Source organism: Mycobacterium sp. 1482292.6 (assembly GCF_001672995.1).
In the GTDB taxonomy this organism is placed as follows: domain Bacteria; phylum Actinomycetota; class Actinomycetes; order Mycobacteriales; family Mycobacteriaceae; genus Mycobacterium; species Mycobacterium europaeum_A.
The window spans coordinates 1-26373 of the sequence record NZ_LZKV01000188.1 but is presented as its reverse complement, the minus strand read 5'-3'; the positions used below and the strand labels follow the sequence as shown (position 1 = coordinate 26373).

Below are 26373 nucleotides of genomic sequence, written 5' to 3'. Positions count from 1 at the left end.
GCATTGTGGAAACGTCAGTGCTGCAAACCATTTCGAGGGGTGATGAGCAGTGCTGCGCGAGGACGTCACGATCGATGCCGAGGGAGCAATTCTCCACGCGTGGTGGTACCACGGGCGGCGAGAGCGCCGAGCGGGGAGGGCGAGTTCCTGTGTGGTCATGGCGCACGGATGGACGTCAACGAAGAAGATGCACCTCGACAAGTTTGCCGAGGTGTTCGCGGCGGCGGGACTTTGCGTGCTGGTCTTCGACCATCGGGGCTGGGGCGAGTCGGGGACAGCGCCCGGCAAGCCACGCCACGAAGTCGACCCATGGGAGCAGATCCGCGACTACCAGCATGCAATCACTTACGCGCAGAACCGATCCGGGGTCGACCCCGATCGTATCGGCGTCTGGGGAACGAGCTTCTCGGCGGCGCACGCGTTCGTTGTCGCCGCGATCGACCGGCGAGTGCAGGCCGTTTGCGGCCAGGCGCCGTTCATCAGCGGCCGGTCGACCTATGCCAACCTTGCCCGGGTGAACAATCAGGTGGTCGGCCCCCAGCGGTTCACCGCGGACCGGCGAGCCCGCGCTCGCGGCGCCCCACCGGAAATGGTGCCAGTCGTCGGGGCGGAGCCGACCACGCTGGTGGGCCTGCCCACTTCGGACGCCTACGCGTTCTTCACCGAGGCGCGCGCGGCGCTGGATCCGCAATGGCCCAACGAGGTCTCGTTGCGAAGCGTGGACAACTTCTACGGGTACGAACCGGCGCGCTACCTACCCGACATCACACCAACGCCGTTGCTCATGATCGTCGGTCGCGAGGACAACTTGACCGGTGGGAGCCTGGCGGCGGCCGCGTACCAGACCGCGGCCGAACCAAAGAAGATCGTTTTCGTGCCCGGCGGCCACTTCGCGGCGTACACGGGCGACGGGTTCGCGCTGGCGGCCGGGGCGGCCCGGGACTGGTTCGCGACGCACCTCGGCTAGGAGAGCACGCGTCAAACGACCCAAGGTCGCTAAGCCCGCGTGCCGCCGCCGGTCATATGCGTCGTTTGCCGGGTGAAATGAGCCTGTCCGCGGTCTTATTCGCGGCGTCGAGCACCTCGGCCTGCCTGGCGGGATCAGACATGGCGCGCGAGATCGACACCGCTCCCACCATCAGCGCGACCAGGCTCCACGCCCGGCGTTCCGGGTCCGCGCCGTCAAATAGCTCCGCCATCCGCCCCGCCAGCGCGTTGATCTTGTGTTCGTACGCGTCCCGAGTGGACACTCCCGCCCGCGCCACATCGGCGCTGAGGGTCGGCATCACGCATCCGTCGTCCGGATTTTCCACGTGGTAGGCGCTGAGGTATTCCGCGACAAACGCTTTCAGCTTCGCCCTGCGTTCGGCCCTCGTGCCCGATTTCGTGTCGGAAACGAAAGGTTCACCGACGGCGGCCTCGACAATCGCCTCAAGCATCGCTTCCTTGTTGGCGAAGTTTGAATAGAAGGCCCCCGAGGTCACGTCCGCCGCCGCGGCCAGCCCGTCCACCCCGATCCCGTTGAAACCCGCGACCTTCATCGAGCGCGTGCCCGCACGGAGTAACGCGGCGCGCGCCTTAGCCTTCTGACCTGCCGGATATCTCATGAAGTGAACCCTTGTAGCATAACTATCGATATCTTACGTTCGCGAGGTCGGATCGATCGTCTGTCCGGCACAGGCCAGCGCGGCTGTAATGAAGTCGTCGCGCGCCGCATCAGTGATCGTGGCGTCCCAAGCCAGCACCACCCGGCTGGGAGCGAGGCCGTCGGCCGGCACTACCCGCAAGTCTGGCCGCCGGTACGACACGGCCGTCGACCGAGGCAGAACTGCGAAACCTGCGCCGGCAGCGACTAATTCAAGCTTCTGCTCGACCCCGCTGACCGACGACTGCACTGCCGCGCGGCGCAACTCCGGGCTGGCGATGGCGTACCACTCGGGCACCGATGCGGGGTTCTGCAGCAACCGTCGCGGCGCCAAATCGGTTAGCGATACCGACGGCCGCTCGGCCAAAGGATCACCGGCGGGCAGCACTACGTCGCGCGGCTCCTCAAGGAGCGGCGCTGTCGCCAGGCCGGACAGGTCGAATGGCGAGCGAGCGTAGACGACCTGCACGTCGCCGCGGCGGATCACTTCGGCCTGCTCGTTCCAGGTCACCGGCACGATCACCGTGCGGCGAGCCGGGTCGCCCGCCTCGAACGCCCGGGCGGCAGCGGTCGCCAACAGCCCGGGTAGTACCCCGACCGTGACCACTACGGCGGGGGCTTCGGCCTGCGCTAGCCGCTGCTGCAGCGCCTGCACTTCCGTGAGCAAGAAACGGCCGTCGTCGAGTAGCCGCAAACCGGCAGCGGTCAGCGTCGTCCCGCGGGTGCCCCGATTGAGCAGCTTGATTCCCAGCTCGTGCTCGAGCGCGCGAATTTGACGGGACAGCACCGGTTGGGCGATGTGCAGGCGTGCCGCGGCCCGGCCAAAGTTGAGTTCCTCCGCCACCGCGACGAAGTAACGCAGCTTGCGCATATCCAGATCCACTGGAGCCATACCCAGAGGGTATCGCCCCCGGACGAGAAGGGTGTTGGACGAGTAGGAGCCCCCTCCTTGACCCTGAATACATGAGTCTGCATAACCAACGCGTCCTGATCATCGGGGGGACATCGGGCATCGGCCTGGCCGTGGCTGCGGCAGCCGCCGAGCATGGCGCCACCCCCATCGTCGCCTCGCGCCGGACGCCGAGTGTTGAGCGCGCGCTGGGCTCGCTGCCCGCCGGCGCGGTCGGCGCCACCGTTGACCTCGCCGACCCCGCGTCCATCGAGCGACTGGCCGAACGGGTCGGCCCGGTCAACCACCTTGTCTACACCGCGGGCGAGCCGCTGGAGATGGTGCCGCTGGCCGGGCTGACACCCGACGTTATCGCCGGCTTCTACCAAACCCGCTTCATCGGGGCGTGCAGCGCGGCCCGGGTGCTCGGGCCGCGCCTGCCCGCGGGTGGTTCGATCACGCTGACCAGCGGATCGGCCGCCGAGCAGCCGGAATTCGGCGCGTTGCCGGTAAGTCTGTGCGGCGCGATGAATGCGCTGACCGCCGCTCTGGCGGTCGAGCTGGCGCCGGTGCGGGTGAATGCCGTCGCCCCAGGTGTAGTGCGCTCGCCGCTGTGGGACAACATGGGCAGGGAGGATCGCGACGCGATGTTCGCTGCCGCAGCAGAACGGATCCCGCTGACCAGGATCGCCGAGGCCGACGAGGTGGCACGGGCCTACCTGTACTGCATCGAGCAGACATACTCCACAGGAGCGGTCGTCAAGGTCGACGGCGGCAGCGTCCTCGTCTAGTCGTTAGGTTGCCGGTCCGAAGGGAACACGTGGGGGCTGTGAATGCGGGCGTGCCGGCAGCCGGAGTTGGTTGGGGGTCTCCACAGCTTCGGCCACTAATTTCGCGTGCAGCTCGGATGCCAGCGAGTTCAGCGCGGTTGCCAGCGCACGTTTGACGGGATCGTCGTCGATGCCGGCGATCAACTCGCCATCGATCTTGTTGATGTCGGGGCGTAGCCGCAGCAGTTGGGTGAAGCTGGCATATCCGGCACCGGCATCATCGGCTGCCACGGATATGCCGCGATCACGCAGATGCGTCAGACCTGCGTGTCGGGTGCGGTGTGAGGGTCATTGATGCCTCTCCAGTCGCGGGTCGTCAGACGAGGTCTCGGCGAATCGCGCGTTGTCGATGTATCCGCGTTCGGGCAGCGGCGGTTTCGACAGGGAGCACTCTCAGGATGTGTGCACCGATTGCGTGCCCGAGTCACTGCCCGATCTCGCTTCCCGCCTAATCACTTGCCACAGGCTTGGAGTGTTTTCAGTGGTCGACACGATCACGGTGCGACGGACCGCCGCCGCGTCAGCGGCCACGGCCACGGCCACCAGATAGTCGGCCAAATCGACGCGCGCAGTGAACGCACCGACGGGATCAACCTCTCCGCATAGGTACCGGGTGCGCTCGGGAAGATCGAACAGCCCTGATGGGCGAACAACCGTCCAATCGAGGCCGCTGGCACGCACGATCTTCTCCATGCGCCGGATGTCGTCATAAACAGTCTTGCCGATCGTGCGAGTCAGGACCGGCTCGATCAGCCGGAGCGACAACGGAACTCGCGACCGACGCACAGGAAATGCAGCTGTCGAGCTGACCACCACAAGGCGCCGGGTGCGCGCGCTGTGCATGGCGGTCACGATGTTTCCGGTTCCGAGCGAGTACGTGTCTACTGCGCCCCGAGTGAACGTGACACCCAGCGTTGACACCACCGTATCGACACCCTCGACGAGTGGCCGGACCGCCGCGGCATCCCGCGCATCAGCCCCGGCGACGGTCAGCCTCGGCCCTGCCAGCGGGAACTCACCTGGCCTTCGGGTCACCGCGACCACATCATGGCCGGCACCGAGGGCGATCGCAGTCGCCAGCCGGCCGGTTTGGCCATTGGCTCCAAAGATGACCAGCTTCATGACCTCTCCTCTACTATGCACTGGTAGTGATTATCACTATAGATGATGATCATGTGCGTTGCTAGACTCCGGTCTATGACGAGGGTCGCAAAAGGCATCGCCAGCCTCGATGAACGCATCCCATTTCTGTTGTCGCAGTTGGGCTCCTACGCGGCGGCCGAGTTTCAGCGCCTGATCGCAGACAGCGGCGTGCAACCGCGCACCTATGCGGTGCTGGCTGCGCTGGCTGCGCGCAATGGCCAGTCGCAACGCGAGTTGGCGGCGCAGCTGAGCATCCACCGCAATGTGATGGTCAACATTATTGACGCGCTGGAAGCCGACGGCCTGGTGCAACGCAGGCCGCATCCCGCTGACCGCCGGGCGTTCGCGATCACCCTGACCGAGCGGGGCCACCGACTTCTGCTCAAGCTGGATGGGTCCGCCCGCGCGCTCGAAGATGCGGTCACCGCTGACCTTTCGGCACGCGAACGCGACACCCTGCGCAGCCTGTTGCAGCAAGTCGCCGGTAGCGCCGGACTGATATCGGGTGTGCACCCTGGATTGTCTGACGATCTTGCAAACTGCTGACCCGGTGGCCACAACACGGGGCGCATACGCCAGCGCGCATGGGCGTCAACGCGCCGCGGTCAGACGGCCGCGGTGTCGGCCGCCAACGCCAGAAGCGGGATGAGTGCCACAGCGAACCCGAGAACAGCCATAGCGGTCACCCGGCGGTCTCCGACCAGCTTGTACAGCAGGTATGGTCCCGCGATCCAGTACAGCTGAGCGGTGATCAGTCCGGGGAAGTAGGCGCCGAGCATGATGCTCCACCACGTGTGCGCGATGGCGTTGCCGATCGCGCCGTAGAAGATGAAAAAAATGGCGGGAACGATTGCGAAGCGCAGCCGAGTGGTCAACGCGATCACGCAGGCGACGATCATGACGGCGTAGGCGCTCATGTTGACCGAGACGAAGGCGTCATTCGAGTAGGGCGCCCCACCGTAGAGCTCGGCGAAGTGGGTTCGAAAGCCGGTGACGAATTCCTCGGTGAAGTGCACGAATTGCACAGCCAGGACGCAGCAGAAGGCCGGCAGGAATCTGTTTACCGTGGGCAGCGGCAGCCGACTTCGATAGCACCACACAAACAGCAACCAGGTGGCGACGACCCCTGGGATGAAAGTGACTTTCAGGCTGGCCCCATGGCTGGCAAGCCAGAACCCGACGCCCATCGTCACAGCGATCAGCGTGCCGGGCACGAGGTCGCGCTTCGCGATGGCGCGATCGCCAGGCGCGCCGGCAACGCGCGCATCCAACTGGTCGACGAGCGGCTGAAATGACATGCTGTCTCCTAAAACGAATATTCGTTCTTTATAGTGAAACGAGCGTTCGCTGTCAAGGTAGAATCCGTGGTGATATGCCGAAAGTGACCGATGAGCACGTCGCGGCAAGGCGCCGCCAGATCTTGTCAGCGGCGCTTGCTTGCTTCGCGCGCGATGGGTTCCACCGCACCACGATGCAGGAGATCTTCAAAGAATCCGACCTCAGTCCGGGTGCGGTCTACAGCTATTTCGAAGGCAAGGACGACCTCGTACGCGCCATCATTGCCGAGACGATGGGGTTCCTCACTCAAGCGGCGACGGTGATCACCGAAGCCCTGCCTGGTGGCCGTCTCCGCCGGCCCGGCGAAGCGTTGGCAGAATTGATAGAGCAAAACCGCGACGTCGAACTGGGCACCGTCGAACAGCGCGCCCGTATCTTCCCCCACCTGATCGGGGAACAACAGCGCGACCCGGAACTCAACGCCGCCGCCCGCGCTGGGCTTTCGCGCCTACGCGACGGCTTTGCGACACTCGCGCAGGCCGCGCAAGAGCGCGGCGAACTCGCCGCGGCGATCGACCCCGATCAGTTCGGGCGGCTGGCTATGTCTCTGCTGCAGGGTGCCTTGATCCAGATCAGCGTGTACGGCGACGATATGGACCTCGACGCCTATGTCCGCACGGCCGTCGCTCTGCTTGACACGCCGCACGAGTCCGCTACCCGCCAAAGTTGACGCTGGGCGTTCCGGATGCCGTGGCGTAATGGCCCGCGGGACTTGGGATTCGAGCTCGCGCGTAGGCTTTGTCCTTGCTGTAGTTCATGTCGCACGAGCGTTGCTTGTGCCGGCCGCGGCGGGGCGCGGCGTCCGTGCCGGTCCGTTGATCTACGGAACGTCGGGCACTGGCTCGCGCTGGGCGGCAAGGGGAACCACGTTCGCGGCTGACACCTCCGAACGCACGTGGGGCAGTGTTGCGCTGAATAATGCGGCCGCCACGGCCAAGCCCGCGGCCAGCCACCATCCCAGGTCGAAGTCACTGACCGAGCCGACCGGTCCGAGCGCGGTAACCAGAACGGCGACGCCGAGCGCAGAGGCGACCTGTCTTCCGGAGTTGACGAGCGCCGAGCCCGTCGCGGCCCGAGCCGGTGGCAGCGCCGTGGCGCCCGCGGCCATCAAGGTGCTCAAGGTGAGACCGACGGCCACTCCACTGAGCAACATGCTCGGAAGCAGGTCGACGAGGTAGTCGGGTCTGGCAGTGGCGAGCAGGATGCGCCACAGAAACGCCCCGGCGAAGAGCGCATTGCCCACGGCGGCTACCGGCCCCGGTCCAATGCGATGGACGAGCGGGTTGGATGCCAAAGTGACCAACGGCACCACCATGGGTGCCGGCGCCATCGCTAATCCGGTCTGCAATACGCCGAAGTGCCATATGTTCTGACACCACAACGCATTTGACAGCAGCATGATTGCGAACGCTGCACTGAAGCAAAAGAAGGCGACGTTGGCCGTCGCGAAATTGCGGATGCGCAGGAGCGGCAACTCGAGCAGCGGCCGAGGGTGCCGCGCCGAACGCCACAGGAACAGCGCAGTGCCCAGCACGGCGGTCACGGCCAGGGCGATGGTGCCTGGCCCAGCCCAGCCCCATGTCGGCGCTTGAATCAACGCCCCGGTCAGCGCGGCCAACGCGACGATCAGCAGTGCACTGCCCGCGATGTCGGGCAACCGTTCACCAGAACCCGCAGGTTCCGCCGGCAAGACCCTGCGGCCAACGGCCCACGCTGCCAGTCCGACTGGCAGGTTGACCACGAACACCCACCGCCAGTCGAACGTGACCAGTAGCCCGCCCAGCACTGGGCCGCAGATGGCCGCCAATGAGCCGACTGCTGCCCATCCGCGCGCCACGGTGGTGCGTCGATGCGGCTCCACTGAGGACATCAGCAGCGCGAGCGACGTCGGAATCTGCGCGGCCGCGCCGGCGGCTTGCACGATGCGCGCGGCGACGAGGACCACAAGATTAGGGGCAAGAGCGCAGCCCAGGGAGGCGATGGTGAACATTGCGATGCCGCACAGAAAGACCCGCCGGTGGCCCATGCGGTCACCCAGCCGCCCGGCGGGGACGAGCAGCGCCGCTAGGCCTATGGCGTAGGCGTTGAGCACCCACGACGTTGCCGAGAGGGATTGGCCGAAGCCGCGAGCCATGCCCACCAGCGCGACATTGACGATCCACAGGTCGAGGTTGGACATGAAAATCGCTGCGACGATAACAGCCGCTTCCGCCCACCGGATATAGCGGTTTGATTTCCCAACCATCATGGTCAGAACGCTAGCGGGCGACCCGTTCGGTATGCAAACCTAAGAAGATGACGAACGGCGCACGCGAGGGACCGTTGCTCACCCCTGCGGTCCGCGGAACACCGTGTTCCATCGCCGCCGCGCTAGAGATCATCGGCGACCGGTGGTCATTGCTCATCCTGCGAGAGGTCAACCTAGGGCACCACCGCTTCAGCGACATGGTCCGCAACACCGGCGCGTCCCGGGACCGCCTGGCGGCTCGTTTGAAGGCGCTTGTCGCCGCGGGCGTGCTGGAGCGCATCGAGTATCAGCAGTCACCGTCCTTGTCGGCGTACCACCTCACTGACGCCGGTCGCGAGCTGTCGCCGGTGCTGCACGTGTTGCGGCAGTGGGGCGATCGGTGGGCAGTCGCACGGCCGCCGGTCACTGTCCGCCACCGCGACCACGAGTTGCGGCTCGGCGGCACCTGTGACGTCTGCGGTGAGCCGGTCCACGAAGATGATGTCACCCGCGTTCGTCTCGGCGAAGACGCCTGAGGTCGCGCCACCCGCGTCCCGCGTAGGCGCTCAACGTCCACGCCGTCGCCACCGCCCGACACTCCGGCTGATGCCTAGGCGTTGGAGCCCCTCGATTTGGCGGCGGCACCCACGTGACGCCGGCAATCCCGGCCACGATAATCGCCACGGCGGTGCCCGCCGACGCAACGGAATGAAGATCCCAAAGCCCGGCACTTTTCCTAGATCGCAGGCCACGGTGCCACTTGAAGTGGCATCAACGAGTCCTGGTGCAAACCTGTTGAGTTTGCCCTAGGGAGGTCAAACCGAGACCGCGTTGGGCACCATTTCGATCCACCAGGAAGACTGCCACCAGGAAGACGTGCGTGACGAGCGCACCGAGCTGGTAACCGCTGCGCAGCGAAGCGGGCGCCGGAAGAACTTTTCGGCTACCGAGTACGGGGCGCCGCTGCGGCCCATGTGCCGGGTGGCCTCGGCGTCGACAACGCCATGATTGGGTCGATCTTCGGCTCGATGCAGATCAAAGTTCTCGACGCCGCTTCTGGAGCACCCAAACCCGCACGCGCCAGCGGTCTTTGACTACATCGAGCCAGCCGCCGGCACAGCGCCTTGGGCTGCGCCGCGACACAAGCTTTGTGAACTTATCCGCGCGGGTCCCCGGTCTCGCCGTCCTTTTCGTAAATCGGGCGCATGATGCCGCACGAATTGGGCGCCACCCTCGATCGACCTACTGCCCAGGCACAGTGTCTTCCAATACCTTGAACGGCGCGCCGCACGGCTTGGTGACGCCCTACCACACCGCCCAGGACTGGGAGACCACCGTGTGGGGTATCGCTGATCGCTGGTGACGCCTTCAGCATTGCGCACCGACTCTTACGAGATGAGTATCGTGGGTAGCCGGCACTTCGATTTCGAGGGCAAGTATTCGTTTGAGTGCCGAAATCAGTTCGCCGACGCAGTCCTCGCCCGCTGGACCATCGTATCGCCACGCGATGTGCCCATCGGGCCGCACTAGTACAGGCGCGGTGTACAAATCCCGATACTTCTTGTCGCAGGGGACGTATCCCCCGTTTCCGATCTGAATAAGTGAGATCGGGATACCCAGTACCCGGGTAGTGCGCACAACGGCAGCGGTCCACAATTCGGGCTGGCTCGAGACGGCGAGCGTAAAGTTTGGTCCCCATAAATCGGACGTGGAGACTTTCCGGCCCTGGGGATCGCGAAGCCATGCGTGGGGTGCGCGTGCGCCCGGGATGATGCTTTCAACATAAGTGCCCAGCGAACCAGGCGGCGGCGGCTGTCGGTCGCGTCGGATTATCGCCGAGGACGTATAGAAAGTCCCGAGTTGAAACCCGGTGTGCAAGACGGCATTGACGCCGTGAGTTGCGCCATGTTCGGTGAGAAAGGCCAAGGCCTCGTTCGTGAGGCGCCCTCCCCCGAGTGCTTCATGCTCCCCGAGCATGACCGACGCGGACAACGCCTGATAGTTCATTGCGTTATAGGTGGCGAGTTTGACTACCTGCAGGGCTTTGGACTTTCGTTCCACCTCATAAGTGTCTAGGAGGGAGTCGCTCGCATGGCCCTGCAGGACCAGGGCCAGTTTCCACGCAAGATTGTTGGCGTCCTGGACACCGGTGTTCTGGCCGAATCCGCCCCACGGCGAATGCCAGTGCGCGGCATCGCCCGCGAAAAAGATGTTCCCTTCACGCCAGGATCGCAGCAGCCCCGTCGAGTAGTCGAATCGCATCACCTTCTTGACCTCTATCGGGCACGAGGGATCACCAATCGCGCCCCTGATCCGCGCCACCACAGTTGATTCCGCCGGAGGGTCCTCTTCATCGTGTTTGAAGCTGTATCGCCAGAGTCCGGTTGTCGGGTCTTGACTACCGAACCAACCCGCATACCGTGGGTGAAGGACGAAGGAGTGGAAGAAACCGTCTTGTCCAAGAGTATCTTCGAGCGGAGCGACGAACTCGACGAGTATTTGGTTTTCGAACGCTGGACCGTGACACTGACCTCGACCGATCCGGTTACGAATGAAGCTATGTGCCCCGTCGCAGGCCACAAGGTATCGGCTTCGGATTACTTGAGTCTCGCCGGTATCGACGTTTTCGATGCGGGTGGTAATGCCGGTGGGGCCAGACGTCGTTACGTCAACGACACGGCAGTGAAAGCGGATGTCGACCGAGCTCCATTGCCGGGCTTGTTGGAGCAGGGCGGACTCGTAGTCGGATGCGGCCACTTTGCGTGGGTACACGGGCGTCAGGCGGCTCCATTTTGCGATGTAATCGTCGAGCGTTCCGAGCGACTGGCGGACACCGCCAACCGGTCCAGCGTTCACCGTGACGTAGAAGCCCTGGCCGTTCGATTGAGCGATCGGCCAACCGCGGCCTTCGAGGAGATCCCAGACGCCCCACTGCCGATACAGTTCCCCGGTGGACGCGTGGATATACTGCCCCTTGGGAAGAGGTGTTGTCCCCGAACGTCTCTCGAATAACTGGACGTCAATCCCGCTGCGGCCCAGTAGGTATGCGTGGGCCAAACCGACCGGGCCACCGCCACAGATCACAACGTCCGTATCGAACTCGCTGTTGGGCAATCTTCGGCTCCTCAAAAGATTTGATGTTCAACGTGTGCCGCAGCGCGTCGCTGCGGATCTCGGATCCAGTCAGACCAGGACCCCACATAAAGGTGAGGGGTGACGCCCGTCGCGGCCTGCAGTGTGAGAACCTCCAGGGCCGACAACACCCCACCGCCGCAGTACACGATGACATCCGAGCCGGAGCTAATGCCGGCGTTGTGGTAGAGCAACTGGATCTGTTGCAGCGCACGCAGATCCGAACGTGGCGTCCATTGCTCAATGGCCGGTAAGTTGACCGCTTTGGGGATGTGTCCGCCCACGAAGGTTGCTTCATCTCGCGCATCTACCACGATAGTCCCAGGTGACCTGGCCTCGACGTCCGCGGCGGTGACCGTGGGCATGTTGTCGGGGTGCAGGCGCAGTGATCCGCGCGGTAGGGCGTGTCGATGTGCGGGACCTTCCGCGACGGCTCCGCCAGCGTCTCGCCAGGCCTGCAATCCACCGTCGAGGAGACGCACATTTGTCAGCCCCGCCCAACGCAACGTCCACCATCCCCGCGCGGCAATGGCTGGGGTGCGCGCATAGACAATGACTTCGGTGTCACTACGAATGCCCCAGCCGGTGAGCTGTTCTGCGAGAAGGGTGATGTCCGGTAGCGGCAGTGTCCCGGTTTGCTCCGTGGGACGGCTAGCGAAGACTTCCCGGATCTGTGCGTGAAGGGCTCCGTGAATGTGGCATTTGCGAAAGTCTCGGTACTCCTCCGTCGGATCGCCGAGTCGGACGTCTAGGAAACACCGGTCAGCTGAAGGCGTGCTGAGGAGGTCGCTCGCCTGCGCCACAAGATGCGAAGGAAATGTCGTGTTGACCGCCACGATTGCACACGGTCCTTTCCGTATCGAACGGGGGTGGGTTACGCCGGAATATCGTCGGAACCTGGTCTGGCGGCGCACTCGACGAGTATTGGTCCAAGACTGTGACTTTCGGTCGTTGTGGGTTGTGCGCCTCCCGTCGGTGTGGCCTTACGACTCCGGACGAAGGGGATGGACACTAGCGCCAAAAGCGCGACGCCGACGATGTATCCCGATACCGCCAAGGGCGTGCCGGTGCGATCGAGCAGCAGAGTGACCAGGTACGGGGCCAGCCCGCCGCCAAGGACACCCGAGAGTTGGAAGCTCAACGAGATTCCCGAATACCGGTACTGGGCGCGGAACCCGTTGTAGAAGAGGGCACCAATGGTTCCCATCATGGCTCCGACGCAGACCTGGCCTACGCCAAGCGCGATGGTGATCGCCACGATATTGGCCGTCTCGACGATCAGCATCAACGGGACGGCCCAGACGACCATCGCCAGCGCACCACCGACCGCCACCCGGCGGATTCCGATACGGTCGGCGAGCATGGCGAATCCCACGACTGACGGAATCGAGATGAACGCCGAGATGAGGATGGCGGTGAGCACGGCGCTCTTCGCGACTCCTAGGTCGGCCGTGGTGTACTCGACAACCGCAACCACGAGGATGTAGAACACGGCGTTGACGGCGATGTTCGCTCCGGTGCAGGCGAGAATCTGACGCCAGTCGTGCCGAACCGCTTCCGCGATGGGCGATCGTTGGAGCTCGACTTGTGTTCTGCCCGTGGTGAACTCGGGGGTTTCGGCAACGCGATTCACTTGCCTATAGCCGACGATTCCGAGTATCCCCCCTAGGATGAAGGCAATGCGCCATCCCCAGCTTTGAAAGTCGCCGCTGGACAGGGTTGCGGTCAGAGCTAGGAAGACACCGTTGGCGAGGAGATCCCCAACCGGGACGGCGATTTGGGGGAAGCTGGAAAACAGACTCCGCCGCTTGTCGGGCGCGTGTTCTGCAGAAAGAAGCAGTGATCCGCCAAAGCCGCCGCCGACCGCGAGACCTTGAACGACCCGCAGACAAACCAGCAAGACCGGCGCGCTCAGCCCGATCTCGGCGTAGGTGGGCAGAAATCCTATTGCCGCGGTAGACAGGGAAACTCCGGCCAGAACGATCTTCACCATCCGCCGGCGACCGAATTTATCGCCGAAGTGGCCGAAGACGATACTGCCGAGCGGGCGCGCGACGAACCCCACAGCGAATGTGGCAAACGACGCGAGGACTCCCTTCATGTGTCCAAGCGACGGGAAGAACGCCGGCCCGAGCACCAGCGCTGAAGCGAGCCCGTAGAGGAAGAAGTCATACCATTCTAGCGACGAGGAGATGATGGAACTTACCGCCGCTAAGCGCATTTGGCGAGAACCGAGCGCGGTGCGAGTACTGTTGGTCATCGGCCTTCTGGTTGTCTGCGGTGTTGTCGCGACGGTTAGTGGGCATAGGGTCGGCGCGCGAAAAGCTGATGCGCGGCCGCTAACTCAACTGACGCCGTCTATTCCCATTGATCTTGTTGCACAGCCACTAGCACCTCATCCCCTCATCCGCGACCTGAGATCCCCGCCGATATGCACGTCAGCGTCGTGAGGGTTACGCCGGATGCACTTGGGTTGCGAAACCCCACGGTGGCAACTGCGTTGCCGTCAGCCACCAGATCGTTGCCGGCCACTGCCAACGACACGAACCTCATCATTTGCCTAACTCGTTACAGAGGAAGCGATGTGGCTACGGTGCCCTTGGACGCCGGCACTCGCCCGAGTTCAGGAACATCTGCCGGACAACGATGGTAAGCGAGCGATGAAATCACCGAACAAGTTTCGGTCGGCAAACTCGTCGTCACAATCCGGCGGGTTGAGATCACCGAGGGCCCGCGCACATTCGAACAATCTGCGCAGCCAGCGTGACCGAGTCGCATCGTGCATTCGACACCGACTGCAATGCCGGTCCGGCTGCCCCGCTAACCTCTATACGCACGGAAGTCCCTCTCGAACAACAGTGGTGTGTGCCATGACAGGCAAGCCTCTGCGGGCGTTGTGCGTGATGAAGGCTACTTACTGACCGCACGATGGAAATTATGGTGGGTGTTGATTGGCTGTCAAAGTCGCATGAATGAGAGCGCACAAGGGCCAGCCACCTCGATGAGGCGGTGGACGCACGGTGGGTGACCCGCGACGCGACTACCGTGTCGACGTGCTCGCGCGAGCGCTTGCCCGCCCGACGACCTTGACGAGTCAGGGAAGTCTGCAGCCTGGCCCCGATCAGCACTCAGCTGAGGCTGATTCGATCGCCGACATTGCGGATCGCTTGAGGCACTTTGAGAATGGCGGTACCCCGAGCGCGACGACGCGACCAGAACCACCTCCTAGGCAATAGAATCTTGGATCTCAAAACTATGACGCTGAGCAGGATGGAATATCTGCAACGCCCGTTGCCGCAGATCCAGGCTCTGTCGAACAAATTAGGATTCGATAGGTACCGGCGTGCTCGATGGCATGCACGTGCGCTGGGTGAGACCGCCACCTTCGATTGTCAGTAGCGCCCGGGATTCGGCAAGCAAGGACGCCACGAGAGTCACACGGTTGAGCTCGTCCTAGAGAGGTCTAACCGAGACCGCGTTGCACACCATTTCGCTATGGACATGATCATCGCCAGGACATCGCGACGATTGGACGCCGGTTGATGGCGCCGTCGGCTTGAGCTTTGGCAATCCAATCAGGATCTACCATCTCCCAGCACCCCAAATCTGCCATTGACCAATGTCACCATTTGGTGTTGACTGCGTTGCATGACGGACGGCGTTCCGGCTCGCGGGTCATTGCGATCCCGCGGCGCGGCAGCGGTAAGTGCGTACACCCTGCGGCCGATCACCAGCGTGATCCCGCCCGAACGGGCGTGGGGTCTGTGGTTATCGCGCCAGATCGTCGCCAGGATCATGGGGACATTCGGCCCCTCGCTCGCGGGCACCCGCGTCGAATCCGTCGACACCAGGCTGCCCGACGGTCGGCGCGTCAAGGGCGAATGGGTCTATGGACCGCGCACGCCCACCAGCGGCACCGAGCGATCGTCGACGAGCGAGGGTGCGATCTACTACGTGCACGGCAGCGGCTACGCCGTGTGCTCGCCAAAGACCCACCGCCGCTTGACATCCTGGTTATCGGCCCTGACCGGGCTGCCGGTGTTCTGCATCGACTACCGACTCGCTCCGAAGCATCGCTTCCCCACCGCGGCCGACGACGTCCGCGCCGGCTGGGACTGGCTGGTCGACACGGGCATTGTTCCGCCGAAACACATTGTGATCGCTGGAGATTCGGCGGGTGGTCACCTGTCCGTCGACTTGCTGCTGCAGCCCGGGGTCGAGCACCCCGCCGCCATGGTGCTGTTCTCGCCCCTGTATGACCTCACGTTCGAACTGGCGCTGGCCCGTGAGCGGATACGCCCCGATCCCGCCACCCGGGCGGCGAACGCGGTCCGCCTCGTCGGCCTCTACCACAGCGGCATCGACCTCACCCATCAGCGGCTGACGCTCGACGTCGCGGGGGGCCCGGCACTCCCCCCGACTCTGATCCAGGCCGGCGGCGCCGAGATGCTGCAGGAGGACGCGCGCCAGCTCGCCGCCGACATCCAAACTGCCGGTGGCAGATGCGAACTGCAGATCTGGCCCCATCAGGTCCACGTCTTTCAGGCGCTGCCGCGCATGACACCGGAGGCCGCCAAGGCGATGGCCTACGTCGCGCGCTTCATCGCGCATGCCCTGCAGGATGCGCGCGCCGTCACCGAAGGGACCCGCTGACATGTTGGACAGACTCCTCAACAGACCCAAAACCAGCCAGTGCGCCTCGGCCGTGGTGACCGGCGCCGGCAGCGGCATCGGGGCCGCGTTCGCCATTGAACTCGGCAAGCGCGGCGGCGCTGTCGTGTGCAGCGACATCGACCAGGCCGCCGCACAGCAAACGGCCGACACGATCACCGAGCAGGGCGCCAAGGCGACCGCCATCCGTTGCGACGTATCGAGATTCGAGGACGTGCAGGCGCTGGCCGAACAGTCGCAGGCCTGGTTCGCGGCCCCACCCACGCTGGTCATCAACAACGCCGGTGTCGGCGCGGGCGGTGCCGCCATCGGTGACGCACCGCTGGACGATTGGGGGTGGACCCTGGGCATCAACCTGTGGGGGCCTATCCACGGCTGCCACGTGTTCGCCCCGATCCTGCGCGAGGCCGAGCGGTCACGCGCCCCCCGCGGCATCATCAACGTGGCCTCGGCCGCGGCGTTCGGAGCGGCGCCCGGCATGGCCGCCTACAACGTCAGCAAGGCCGGTGTGCTCTCACTCTCGGAAACCCTTGCCGCCGAATTGGCCGGCACGCCGGTGCGGGTCACGGTGCTGTGCCCCACCTTCGTCAAGACGAACATCCTCGAATCCGGCAGGATCAGCGAGCAATCGAGCGAGCTGGCCGCAAAACTGATGCGCTGGACCGGATTATCCGCCGAGAAGGTCGCACGGGACTGCCTGGACGCTCACGACCGCGGCGAGCTGTACTGCATGCCGCAATTCGACGCCAAGATCGGCTGGAACATCAAACGGCTTGCCCCACAGACCTATACGCGTGCGGCCGGCCTGGTGTCCCGCATCAACCTGCCCTGATCACCGAACGAAAAGGAGCTCCCGATGGCCATCGACATGGAAGCCATGCTTGCCAAGATCAAAGACCGCCAGTGGGCACTCGCCGACATCGACTGGGATGCGCCCGGCGCCGAACTGATCAGTGACGAACAGCGGCCACAGCTCAAGGCTTTCATGGCCGACCTGTGCTGGATCGAAAACATCGGGGCCAGGGGCTTCGCGGCGCTGGCGAAGAAGGCACCCACACCGACCATCGCCGAGATCTACCGCTACTTCCACGCCGAGGAGCAGCGCCACGCCAACGCCGAACTGGCGCTGATGAAGCGCTGGGGCATGCTCGAAGACGGCGAGATTCCCGAGCCGAATGTGAACATACGGTTGGCGATCGACTGGTTGGACCGCTGGGCCGACGACATGCCGCTGTCCCTGCTCGGCACCGTCATTCCGATGCTCGAAGTCGCACTGGACGGTGCCCTGTTGAAATTCCTCCTCGACGAGGTGCACGACCCGCTTTGCCACCAGGTTTTCGAGAAGATCAACAATGACGAATCACGCCATCTGGTCGTCGATTTCGAAGTTCTCGACATGATCGGACACGCGAAAATCCGACGGCTGCTGATCGACTTCGTCGGCCACAATGCCACTCCGGGCCTCATCATCGGTGCGATCATGGGCGCGCCGCTGATCAACAGGATCCGCAACGAGATCACCGCCATGGGTATGGAGCCAGAACGCCTCTACCGGGCTGTCAAGCGGTTTAAGGAGCTTGGCGACCGCGGCGAAAGCACCAGGCGGGTACCCACTTATCGTTTCCTGAGGCGCTACGCCGGGGTGGTCACCAACCCCCGCCACCCGTACCACCTGTTGGCGAATTCGATGGTCTGGCTTTCCGACCGGTACCCGCGGCCGCTCCTGCCGTCGGTACCCACCTGGGTCGGAGAACTCACCCACGAGCCGGCGGCATGACCGTGGCGAACAACCGCGCCCACGCGACGCTCATCATCGGGGCCGGTTTCACCGGCCTGGGGGCGGCCATCCGTCTGGCCGAGGCCGGCATCGACGACGTCGTGCTGCTCGAACGCGCCGACCGCGTCGGCGGGACCTGGCGCGACACAACGTATCCCGGCGCCAGCTGTGACGTCCCGTCGCTGCTGTACTCCTACTCCTTCGTCAAGAACCCGACCTGGTCACGCACCTACTCACCCGCCCCCGAGATCTACCGCCACCTCGAGGACATGGCGAACCGGTTCGACATCCGCAGCCGCATCAGGTTCGGCCACGAAGTCAAGGACTTGACCTTCGACGAGGAAGCCGGCATCTGGACCGCGACCACCAAGAACCGCAAGAGGTTTCGCGCCCGCACCGTCGTACTCGCCTCGGGCCCCTTGTCCGACGTCAGCTTCCCCGACATCCGGGGCCTGGACAGCTACCGCGGACACAAGATTCACAGCGCACGCTGGGATCACGACTACGACTTCGCCGGCAAGCGGGTCGCGGTCATCGGTACCGGCGCCAGCGCCATCCAGATCGTCCCGGAGCTGGTCAAGCGCGCCGGATTCGTCAAGGTCTTTCAGCGCACACCGTGCTGGGTGTTGCCACGCTTGGACGTCGCCACCCCGCCGGCCGTGCAATCCTTGTTCACCAAACTCCCTGCTACCCAACAGCTTGCGCGCCAGGCGCTGTACTGGGGCCACGAGGCAAGCGCCACGGCCCTGGTCTGGGACACACCGCTGACGTCGCTGGTCGCCCGGCTGGGGCGGGCCCACCTGCGCGCCCAGGTGAAAGACCCGTGGCTGCGCCGTCAGCTGACGCCGGACTTCCGACCCGGATGCAAACGCATGCTGGTGTCCAGCGACTACTACCCGGCGCTGCAACGCGACAACTGCAAGCTCATCGACTGGCCGATCGCCACGTTGAGCCCGGTCGGCATTCGCACCAGCGACGGCATCGAGCACCACCTCGACTGCATCGTCTTCGCCACCGGCTACGACGTGCATCTCACCGGTCCGCCCTTTCCGGTCACCGGGCTCGGCGGTCGCTCGCTGGCCGCCGAATGGGCCGCCGGCGCACAGGCTTACAAGAGCATCAACGTGCACGGGTATCCGAACCTGTTCGTCATGACCGGGCCCAATTCCGGACCGGGCCACAACTCGCTGCTGGTCTACATCGAGGGTCAGCTCGACTACGCCGTGCGCGGCATCACCACCATCCTCAACGACGACCTGCGTTATCTCGACGTGCGTGACGAGGTCCAGCGTCGGCACAACGAGGACCTTCAGCGCCGGCTCACCAAGACGACCTGGATGTCGGGGTGCCGCAGTTGGTACCTCACCAAGGACGGATTCAACGGGTCGATGTACCCAGGTTTCGCGACGCAGTATCTTCGCCAGATGAGGGATTTTCGATACGAGGACTACCAGGCGGTGGCACGCCGCGCCCAGACCCAGGCCACCGCGTCGGCCTGAAGGCTACACCGACATGGCCACCGAGCGCGCATCGCGGCCCGAACCCGGCACCATCGCCGGCGTGCTGCACAACGTGCGGCGCGCACCCAAGCGCGTGCGGCGCCAATCGCGGGAATACCGCCAACTCATCGAGGGGGCGGTGTCCCAGCTTTTCGAGTCGGCCGTCCGGCAGCCGCACGGCGACGCGAACTCCGGTGAATACCGGATCGACGACCTGGCCCGGCTGGCCGGCACCACTACCCGCAACATCCGCGTCTACCGTGACCGCGGGTTGCTGCCGCCCCCGCTGCGGGTGGGGCGCATCGCCCTGTTCAACGACACCCACCTGACCCGGCTGCGACTCATCACCTCGATGCTCGACCGCGGCTACAACATCGCGCACGTGCGAGAAATGCTGAGCGCGTGGGAGGAAGGCAAGAACCTCGGCGACGTGCTGGGTCTGGAAACCGCCATCGTAGGCACCTGGACGACGGAGAAGCCGGAAACCGTATCGCTGACCGACGCCCAGCGACTGGTCGACGACGCCGATGCGTTCGAGCGCCTGGTGGCGCTTCAGGTGATCCGGATCGATGGGACACAGGCCACCATCACCCGCCCGAAACTGATCGAGGCGTTCAACGAAATCCGCGGCTACGGCGTCAAATTGGACAAGCTGATCGACCTGCACGAACAGATCGTCCCCGAGATCGACAAGATCAGCGACATGCTGGTGCGCGCCGGGGCCGAACACGTGCTCGACCGCATCAAGCCCGGCGAACCGCTGCCTGCCGACGCCGAAATCGCCGAGCTGATCACCATGTTGGTGCGCTTCCGGACCCAGGCGGTGGCGACCGTGACCGCCACGCTCGCGTCGTCCATCGAATCCAATATCGAGTCGCTCGTCGGCCGCATCCTGACCGACTATCTCGAATCGACCTCTTCGGTCTGAGGCCGGCGTGCGCGCACCTGACCGCTCAAGCTATTGGCGCGCAATCAGATACGGTGCCAACGTGGACAGCTTCTCGCAGGTCTCTTCGAACTCGCGATCGGGGGTGGACTCTTCGATGATGCCCGCACCCGCCCGCAGCCACGTTTTACCGTCACGTTCGTAGGCCGCCCGCAGCGTCAGCGCCGCATCCAGGCCGCCGTCGGCCGAAATCATCACGACCGCACCCGAATACAGCCCGCGCGGGCCCTCGTCGAGGCGCATGATCGCTTCGACGCCACCGGGTTTCGGGATGCCCGACGCGGTGACCGCCGGGAACAGCGCTTCGAGCGCGTCCATCCGGTCGTTCGAGGTGTCGAGCCGACCGCTGACCGTGGAGCCGAGGTGCTGCACGCTCCCCCGTTCCCGCACGGTCATGAAATCGGTGACGACGGCGGTACCCGGCTCGGCGATCTCGGTCATTTCCTGCAGCGAGCTTCGTACCGAAATCGCGTGCTCGACAATCTCTTTTGAATTCGACTCCAGGTCGTCGCGGGCCTGGCGGTCATGGACCTCGCCGCGCCCGAGCGCGCGGGTACCCGCCAGCGGCTCGGTCACCACGACGCCGTCCTGGTGCACGGCCGCGACCAGTTCGGGGCTATAACCCACGGCGCGAATCCCGCCCAGCCGCAGCAGAAACGACCTCACCGGGGTGTTGTGCCGCCGGGCCAGCCGATAGGTGGACGGGAAGTCGAGCGGGAAAGGCACATCGAGTGAGCGGGAAAGGATGACCTTGTGGTAGCGGCCCGCGGCGATCTCGCCCACGGCCGCCGCGACCCGATCGCGGTAGCGGGACGGGTCGGCGACCACGTCGACCGCCGAGGCGGCGCGCACGTCGGGCACGCCGTCGCCGAGCACACCCAGGACTGCGTCCCGGTGGTCGGCCGAGGTACCGAACAGGCGGACCCCCTCCCGGGTCACCACGATGCGACCGTTCGGCCAAAAGACCCTAGCCAGTGGGGTTCCTGGCGCCAGCCGCTGCTGCAGCCCGTAGCGGTACACGCCGAATTCGAAGGCGATCCAGCCGAAGAGTTGATCGGTCTCCAGCAGCAGCCGGTCGATGGCTTCACCGAGAACCGGGCCCGGCCGGCCCGACCATTGCTGGCATTGGGTCACGCCGGCGCGGATCACCCGCAGCTCGTCGCTGTCCAGCTCGATCATGGCGCGCACGCCGGTGGCGAGCACCCATTCACCGCCGCGCTCGTAGAGCAGATACTCTTCCCCGACGCGCTCGGACAGCACCACGGCCAACTCGGCCGCCAGGTCCGCCGGATCGATATGCACGGGAAGCGGGATCGACGGCGACTCAGAGCCGGCGGAACTTGTCTCGACGCTGACCTCGGTCACGGTTAGTAAATGTAGCCTAACCTATGTAGCTGCGCGCAACCGCTCCCGCCAAGTGACCCTGCGATTGCCCCGTTCAGCTAAAACTCCCGCGGAGTTAAAGCCTCGGCCGGCCCGCGGCCGGCGGGCCGCCCCTGGCGAGACACCGGCGCCTGCGACCCGTTCATGCAGGCAGCGCAGGGTAAAGGACGTCGCCGTGGCGCCGGCCCTGCAGGCCCCTGTGAAGATCGCCACTCCAAAGCTTTCCCAAGCGTTTACGTTGTGGCCGCACAAACCGTCGCTGCGGCAGCCAGACTTTTCGTAGCGCGCACTGCCCACCGGAGCCCGCATCCGCCGGATTGGAGGAACACGATGTTCATCATTCGGCTTTTCAACGGCGAGGAAGTGCATGCGAGCGAAGGCGACGAGCTCGAAATCAATCCACAGACCGGCGTGCTTTCGGTTTCCCGGATCGACGGATTCGAGGAAATAACCACGCATTACTCGCCGTCGGCGTGGCATTCGGTGACACACCGCCAAAAGGGGGCCGGCGTGCGGCCCTCGCTCGTCCCGTCGGCCCGTTGAGCCGAATTTGACTACACAGTAAACGCACAGCACCTTCACACCAAACTCGCGGCCGCCGCCGCACCCTCCGACGCGGGTTTCCTCCCTACCGATTTGGCTTTGACCACTGCTTTTGTCGGTTATCAACAGCGACGGGACACGCCGCCGCCCTGTGCGCTTTCAAGTGGCGACGGGCCGGCGGCGGGGATAAATTCTTGACGGTCGTCGGGATGTTTCGTGGTTGCTCCGCTTGCGGACGGTGCTTCCCCAGATCAGCGCTTTAACCAACGGAGGCATCGATGCTGCAAGAGTTCTGGCACAACTTCACCCATAACCTGTTCAAACCGCTACTGCTGTTCTTTTACTTCGGATTTCTGATTCCCATCCTGAAGGTGCGGTTCGAATTCCCCTATGTGATCTATCAGGGATTGACGATGTACCTGTTGCTGGCCATCGGCTGGCACGGCGGGGAAGAGCTCGCCCAGGTCAGCGCATCGAGCGTCGGTGCCATCGTCGGCTTCATGGTGTTGGGCTTCGCGCTGAACTGTCTGATCGGCGGGTTGGCCTATTTGGGGCTCAGCCGCCTGAAATCGCTACGCAAAGTCGACCGCGCGACGATCGCCGGCTACTACGGGTCTGACTCGGCGGGAACCTTCGCCACCTGCGTGGCCGTCCTGACCGCGGTGAACATCGCTTTCAACGCCTACATGCCGGTGATGCTGGCCGTCATGGAGATTCCGGGTTGCCTGGTGGCGCTGTATTTCGTTGCGCGACTGCGCCACCGGGGCATGGACTCCGCCGGCTATATGCCCGACGAGGCCGGCTACACACCGCCGGTCAAGGTCGGGGTCGGCCCGGGCACCGCCGCGCGCCCTCCCCACGGCCAGAGCCTCGAGAGCCAGGAGGAAGCGGCCATCGAGCAGGAGCTGGAGCTCTCGCTGGAAAAGCTGGAGCATCCGGATTGGGAGCCCGATCAGAGCCCGCCGCGCCCGAAGGGCAAGCGGGTGCCCATCTTCTCCCGAGAGCTGTTTCAGGAAGTCTTTCTCAATCCCGGCCTCGTCCTTTTGATGGGGGGCATCATCATCGGTCTGGTCAGCGGGCTGCAGGGACAGAAGGTCGTGGCCGACGACGACAAATTCTTCGTGATGGCCTTCCAGGGCGTGCTGTGTCTGTTCCTGCTCGAGATGGGCATGACGGCGTCGCGCAAACTGAAGGACCTCCGCACCGCCGGACCCGGATTCATCGTGTTCGGCCTGGTGGCACCGAATGTCTTTGCGACGCTGGGCATTATCGTCGCCTGCAGCTACGCGTCGCTGACCCACACCGATTTCAAGACCGGAACCTACGTGTTGTTCGCGGTCCTCTGCGGTGCGGCCTCCTACATCGCCGTCCCCGCGGTCCAGCGCCTGGCGATCCCGGAGGCCAGCCCGACGCTGCCGCTGGCCGCCTCACTGGGTCTGACGTTCTCCTACAACGTCACCGTGGGCATCCCGCTCTACATCGAGATCGCCCGCGTCTTCGAGCGCTGGTTCGGGGTCTGACCGCGCGGAGAACGCTACTACCCCAGGATCGTTCGCACCACGGCGTCGGCCAGCAGCCGGCCGCGCGGAGTCAACACCAGCCTGTCACCGTCGGACACCAACAGCCCGTCGGTGACCACGCCGTCGGCGCGGCCGCGCTCGGCGGAACTGAGCAGGCCAACCGGAAGTCCTTGGCGTAGACGCGTTTTCAACAACACGTCCTCGGTGTGTAAGGCGTCGGCATCGAGCTGCTCGAATCCGGCCACCGGCAGCTCCGCGGCGCCCAACAGTTCCGCATACGCGTTGGGATGCTTGACATTCCACCACCGCGTCGTGCCGAGGTAGCCGTGCGCGCCCGGTCCGGCGCCCCACCACTGGCCGCCGTCCCAGTAGCCCAGGTTGTGGCGGCATTCACCGCCGGGTCGCGACCAGTTGGAGACTTCGTACCAAGACATCCCGGCCTGCGACAGTCGCGCATCGACCAATTCGTAGCGGTGGGCCAGGACGTCGTCGTCCGGTGGGGCCAGTTCGCCGCGACGGACCCGCCGGGCCAGCGCGGTGCCCTCCTCGACCACCAGCGCATAGGCGGACACGTGATCCACGCCGGTCTCGATCGCCGTGTCGACCGAGCGCAGCAGGTCGTCGTCGGACTCCCCCGGAGTTCCGTAGATCAGATCGAGGCTGACGTGCTCGAAACCGGCCGCCAAGGCTTCGCGGGCGGCGGCCGCGGACCGGTTCGGGGTGTGAATGCGGTCGAGGACGCCCAGCACCCTCGGCGACACCGACTGCATCCCCAGCGACACCCGGGTGAAGCCGGCCGCGCGGATGGCGTCGAAGAAATCCGGCCAAGCCGACTCGGGGTTGGCCTCGGTGGTGACCTCGGCGTCAGCCGCCAGCGTGAAGTGGCGGCGCAGCATGTCCAGCAGCGTGGCCATCCGCGCGCCGCCCAGCAGCGACGGCGTGCCGCCCCCGACGAACACGGTGGTCACCGGCGGTGCCTGCAACCGCGCGGCGGCCAGTTCCAGTTCGGTCCCCAGTGCGCTCAGCCACGCGTCGGGGTTGACTCCGCCCAGCTCGGCGGGGGTGTACGTATTGAAATCGCAGTAGCCGCAGCGTGTTACGCAAAACGGAACATGCACATAGATGCCAAACGGCCGCCCAGCGACCGCCCCGACGTCGGGCAGCTCGACCGGTTTTTCGCGAATGGCCATGCCAAATGATCCCACGAAGAGCGGGTGGCCCGGGCCGTCGGCCCCGTCTGCACCGGCGGCCGTTCCGCATGGATTCACCGCACGGTGGTCCTGGGCATTCGGGGTGGGATCCCCCGTTGCGGGCCGGTAGTTTTAATCACCGTGAGCCGAGATTTGACCTGCTCGCATGGCCCTTCGGCATCCATGGCACAATGGGTGACGTGACTGTCAACCAGCCCGGCCCGCACATGGTGCTCGTGGCGCGACGGCACATTGATCTCAAGCGCGTTTGCAGCTGTATCTGTCTGCCTTGACGTGGTAGGCCCAGCCCCCCTGTGTCTCCAGCTGGCAGACGGTTTTGCGCCGCCCGAAAGTGTCGGTGAACTGCGCTCGCTGCGCTGGCGATCTTTTTGAAGGAGAGAACTTCCGATGACCACCGCCCGACCCGCGAAGGCCCGTAACGAGGGCCAATGGGCACTGGGAAATCGTGAGCCGCTGAACCCGAACGAAGAGATGAAGCAGGCCGGCGCCCCGCTGGACGTGCGGGAGCGCATCGAGACCGTCTACGCCCGCAACGGCTTCGACAGCATCGACAAGAGCGACCTGCGGGGGCGTTTCCGCTGGTGGGGGCTGTACACCCAGCGCGAACAGGGCTACGACGGCACGTTCACCGGCGACGACAACGCCGAGTTGCTGGAAGCCCGGTACTTCATGATGCGGGTGCGCTGCGACGGCGGCGCGCTGTCGGCGGCCGCGTTGCGCACGGTGGGCCAGATCTCCACCGAATTCGGCCGCGACACCGCCGACATCACCGACCGCGAAAACGTGCAGTACCACTGGATCGAGGTGGAGAACGTCCCGGAAATCTGGCGGCGACTGGCCGCCGTTGGGCTGCAGACCGCCGAGGCGTGCGGCGACTGCCCGCGGGTGATCCTGGGCTCACCGCTGGCCGGTGAGTCGCTCGACGAGGTGCTGGACCCCACCTGGGCGATCGACGAGATCGTGCGCCGCTACATCGGCCAGCCCGACTTTGCCGACCTGCCGCGCAAGTACAAGACCGCGATCTCGGGTCTGCAGGACGTGGTGCACGAGGTCAACGACATCGCTTTCATCGGCGTCAACCACCCCGAGCACGGTCCCGGCCTGGACCTGTGGGTCGGTGGCGGGCTGTCGACCAACCCGATGCTGGGCCAGCGGGTCGGCGCCTGGGTGCCGCTCGAGGAGGTGCCCGAGGTGTGGCACGCGGTGACCTCGATCTTCCGCGACTACGGCTATCGGCGACTGCGCGCCAAGGCGCGGCTGAAATTCCTGGTCAAGGACTGGGGCATCGAAAAATTCCGTGAAGTTCTGGAGACGGAGTACCTCAAGCGGCCGCTGATCGACGGTCCCGCCCCCGACCCGCTGAGGCACCCGATCGACCACGTCGGGGTGCAGCGGCTCAAGAACGGGCTCAACGCCGTGGGCGTCGCCTCCATCGCCGGACGGGTGTCGGGCACGTCGAGGATGACCAACTTCTGATACGGGGTGAGCCGGATCCGGTCCGAGCCGGCTTGTGCGGCGAGGTCGGCCACCGCGGTGAGGATGGTGCCCGACACCCGTCCGGCGATGGAGGCGACGCCCACGGCGTTGAGCCCGTTCTTGAGCCGCTGCACCCCGACGTG

At 64.9% G+C, this 26373-nt stretch carries 23 protein-coding genes and 2 pseudogenes; 13 read left to right on the top strand and 12 right to left on the bottom strand.

Features of this window, described 5'->3' with window-relative positions; genetic code table 11:
- The first annotated feature begins 49 nt into the window (after nt 1-49).
- Nucleotides 50-967, top strand: a complete 918-nt coding sequence (locus A5624_RS18275) for an alpha/beta hydrolase (RefSeq protein ID WP_255361676.1) — start codon at nt 50-52, stop codon at nt 965-967.
- Between the two features lie 52 nt (nt 968-1019).
- Here the strand turns inward: A5624_RS18275 and A5624_RS18270 are convergent, their stop codons facing one another.
- Nucleotides 1020-1607: a TetR/AcrR family transcriptional regulator gene (locus A5624_RS18270; RefSeq protein WP_066868931.1), complete on the bottom strand. Its 588-nt coding sequence runs from the start codon at nt 1605-1607 to the stop codon at nt 1020-1022.
- Between the two features lie 33 nt (nt 1608-1640).
- On the bottom strand, nt 1641-2537 hold the full coding sequence (locus A5624_RS18265; RefSeq protein WP_066868928.1) for a LysR family transcriptional regulator: 897 nt from the start codon (nt 2535-2537) through the stop codon (nt 1641-1643).
- A 71-nt stretch (nt 2538-2608) separates the two neighbouring features.
- On the opposite strand from A5624_RS18265, the gene A5624_RS18260 reads away from it, so the two are divergent.
- Complete coding sequence (locus A5624_RS18260) at nt 2609-3325, top strand: SDR family oxidoreductase (protein ID WP_066868925.1); 717 nt, start codon at nt 2609-2611, stop codon at nt 3323-3325.
- A 3-nt stretch (nt 3326-3328) separates the two neighbouring features.
- Here the strand turns inward: A5624_RS18260 and A5624_RS18255 are convergent, their stop codons facing one another.
- Together A5624_RS18255 and A5624_RS18250 are read right to left on the bottom strand one after the other, a co-directional pair.
- Entirely contained in the window at nt 3329-3625 is a 297-nt protein-coding gene (locus tag A5624_RS18255) for an EAL domain-containing protein (RefSeq protein ID WP_082990606.1), read from the bottom strand.
- A 132-nt stretch (nt 3626-3757) separates the two neighbouring features.
- Nucleotides 3758-4486 carry an NAD(P)-dependent oxidoreductase gene (locus A5624_RS18250; RefSeq protein ID WP_066868919.1) on the bottom strand — a complete coding sequence of 243 codons (729 nt, stop codon included), beginning with the start codon at nt 4484-4486 and terminating at the stop codon, nt 3758-3760.
- Nucleotides 4487-4561: 75 nt separating this feature from the next.
- Between A5624_RS18250 and A5624_RS18245 the strand changes: the two genes are divergently transcribed.
- Nucleotides 4562-5053, top strand: a complete 492-nt coding sequence (locus A5624_RS18245) for a MarR family winged helix-turn-helix transcriptional regulator (RefSeq protein WP_066868916.1) — start codon at nt 4562-4564, stop codon at nt 5051-5053.
- A gap of 59 nt (nt 5054-5112) precedes the next feature.
- Here A5624_RS18245 and A5624_RS18240 read toward each other — a convergent pair whose 3' ends face one another.
- Nucleotides 5113-5913, bottom strand: coding sequence for an HXXEE domain-containing protein (locus A5624_RS18240; RefSeq protein ID WP_197518987.1), 801 nt, complete (start codon nt 5911-5913; stop codon nt 5113-5115).
- Between A5624_RS18240 and A5624_RS18235 the strand changes: the two genes are divergently transcribed.
- On the top strand, nt 5889-6515 hold the full coding sequence (locus A5624_RS18235) for a TetR/AcrR family transcriptional regulator (RefSeq protein ID WP_197518986.1): 627 nt from the start codon (nt 5889-5891) through the stop codon (nt 6513-6515). The genes A5624_RS18240 and A5624_RS18235 overlap by 25 nt on opposite strands.
- Nucleotides 6516-6665: 150 nt before the next feature.
- Here A5624_RS18235 and A5624_RS18230 read toward each other — a convergent pair whose 3' ends face one another.
- Nucleotides 6666-8024 carry an MFS transporter gene (locus tag A5624_RS18230; RefSeq protein WP_066868910.1) on the bottom strand — a complete coding sequence of 453 codons (1359 nt, stop codon included), beginning with the start codon at nt 8022-8024 and terminating at the stop codon, nt 6666-6668.
- Nucleotides 8025-8140: 116 nt separating this feature from the next.
- Here A5624_RS18230 and A5624_RS18225 point away from each other — a divergent pair, with 116 nt between their 5' ends.
- Complete coding sequence (locus A5624_RS18225; protein ID WP_066868908.1) at nt 8141-8608, top strand: helix-turn-helix domain-containing protein; 468 nt, start codon at nt 8141-8143, stop codon at nt 8606-8608.
- 832 nt (nt 8609-9440) lie between these two features.
- On the opposite strand, the gene A5624_RS18220 is transcribed toward A5624_RS18225, so the two are convergent.
- Genes A5624_RS18220 through A5624_RS18210 form a run of 3 tightly spaced genes read right to left on the bottom strand, consistent with a single transcriptional unit; the run spans nt 9441 to nt 13464 of the window.
- Nucleotides 9441-11186, bottom strand: a complete 1746-nt coding sequence (locus A5624_RS18220) for an FAD-dependent monooxygenase (protein ID WP_197505119.1) — start codon at nt 11184-11186, stop codon at nt 9441-9443.
- A gap of 11 nt (nt 11187-11197) precedes the next feature.
- A complete protein-coding gene (locus A5624_RS27560; protein ID WP_197505120.1) occupies nt 11198-12040 on the bottom strand; it encodes a sulfurtransferase in 843 nt (280 codons plus the stop codon).
- Between the two features lie 38 nt (nt 12041-12078).
- On the bottom strand, nt 12079-13464 hold the full coding sequence (locus A5624_RS18210; protein WP_082990602.1) for an MFS transporter: 1386 nt from the start codon (nt 13462-13464) through the stop codon (nt 12079-12081).
- A gap of 1388 nt (nt 13465-14852) precedes the next feature.
- Here A5624_RS18210 and A5624_RS18205 point away from each other — a divergent pair.
- From A5624_RS18205 to A5624_RS18185, 5 genes are read left to right on the top strand one after another with little or no spacing between them, the layout of a single operon-like run.
- A complete protein-coding gene (locus A5624_RS18205) occupies nt 14853-15857 on the top strand; it encodes an alpha/beta hydrolase (protein ID WP_156749072.1) in 1005 nt (334 codons plus the stop codon).
- A 1-nt stretch (nt 15858) separates the two neighbouring features.
- Entirely contained in the window at nt 15859-16707 is an 849-nt protein-coding gene (locus A5624_RS18200) for an SDR family oxidoreductase (protein ID WP_066868898.1), read from the top strand.
- A 24-nt stretch (nt 16708-16731) separates the two neighbouring features.
- Nucleotides 16732-17652, top strand: coding sequence for a reductase (locus A5624_RS18195; protein ID WP_066868895.1), 921 nt, complete (start codon nt 16732-16734; stop codon nt 17650-17652).
- Complete coding sequence (locus A5624_RS18190; RefSeq protein WP_066868892.1) at nt 17649-19151, top strand: NAD(P)/FAD-dependent oxidoreductase; 1503 nt, start codon at nt 17649-17651, stop codon at nt 19149-19151. Before A5624_RS18195 ends, A5624_RS18190 begins: the two co-directional genes overlap by 4 nt.
- 13 nt (nt 19152-19164) lie before the next feature.
- A complete protein-coding gene (locus A5624_RS18185) occupies nt 19165-20079 on the top strand; it encodes a MerR family transcriptional regulator (RefSeq protein ID WP_066868889.1) in 915 nt (304 codons plus the stop codon).
- A gap of 30 nt (nt 20080-20109) precedes the next feature.
- On the opposite strand, the gene A5624_RS18180 is transcribed toward A5624_RS18185, so the two are convergent.
- Entirely contained in the window at nt 20110-21462 is a 1353-nt protein-coding gene (locus A5624_RS18180; RefSeq protein WP_066868886.1) for a salicylate synthase, read from the bottom strand.
- A gap of 348 nt (nt 21463-21810) precedes the next feature.
- Here A5624_RS18180 and A5624_RS18175 point away from each other — a divergent pair, with 348 nt between their 5' ends.
- Nucleotides 21811-22023, top strand: a complete 213-nt coding sequence (locus A5624_RS18175) for a hypothetical protein (protein ID WP_066868883.1) — start codon at nt 21811-21813, stop codon at nt 22021-22023.
- A gap of 278 nt (nt 22024-22301) precedes the next feature.
- Nucleotides 22302-23543, top strand: a complete 1242-nt coding sequence (locus tag A5624_RS18170) for a sodium-dependent bicarbonate transport family permease (RefSeq protein WP_066868879.1) — start codon at nt 22302-22304, stop codon at nt 23541-23543.
- 17 nt (nt 23544-23560) lie between these two features.
- On the opposite strand, the gene hemW is transcribed toward A5624_RS18170, so the two are convergent.
- Nucleotides 23561-24733: a radical SAM family heme chaperone HemW gene (hemW, locus tag A5624_RS18165; protein WP_066868876.1), complete on the bottom strand. Its 1173-nt coding sequence runs from the start codon at nt 24731-24733 to the stop codon at nt 23561-23563.
- Between the two features lie 408 nt (nt 24734-25141).
- Between hemW and A5624_RS18160 the strand changes: the two are divergent.
- Nucleotides 25142-26209 (top strand): annotated as a pseudogene (locus A5624_RS18160) (nitrite/sulfite reductase); the annotation flags it as partial.
- Nucleotides 26210-26256: 47 nt separating this feature from the next.
- Here the strand turns inward: A5624_RS18160 and A5624_RS29545 are convergent.
- Nucleotides 26257-26307, bottom strand: a pseudogene (locus A5624_RS29545) (hypothetical protein); the annotation flags it as partial.
- Nucleotides 26308-26373: the final 66 nt, after the last annotated feature.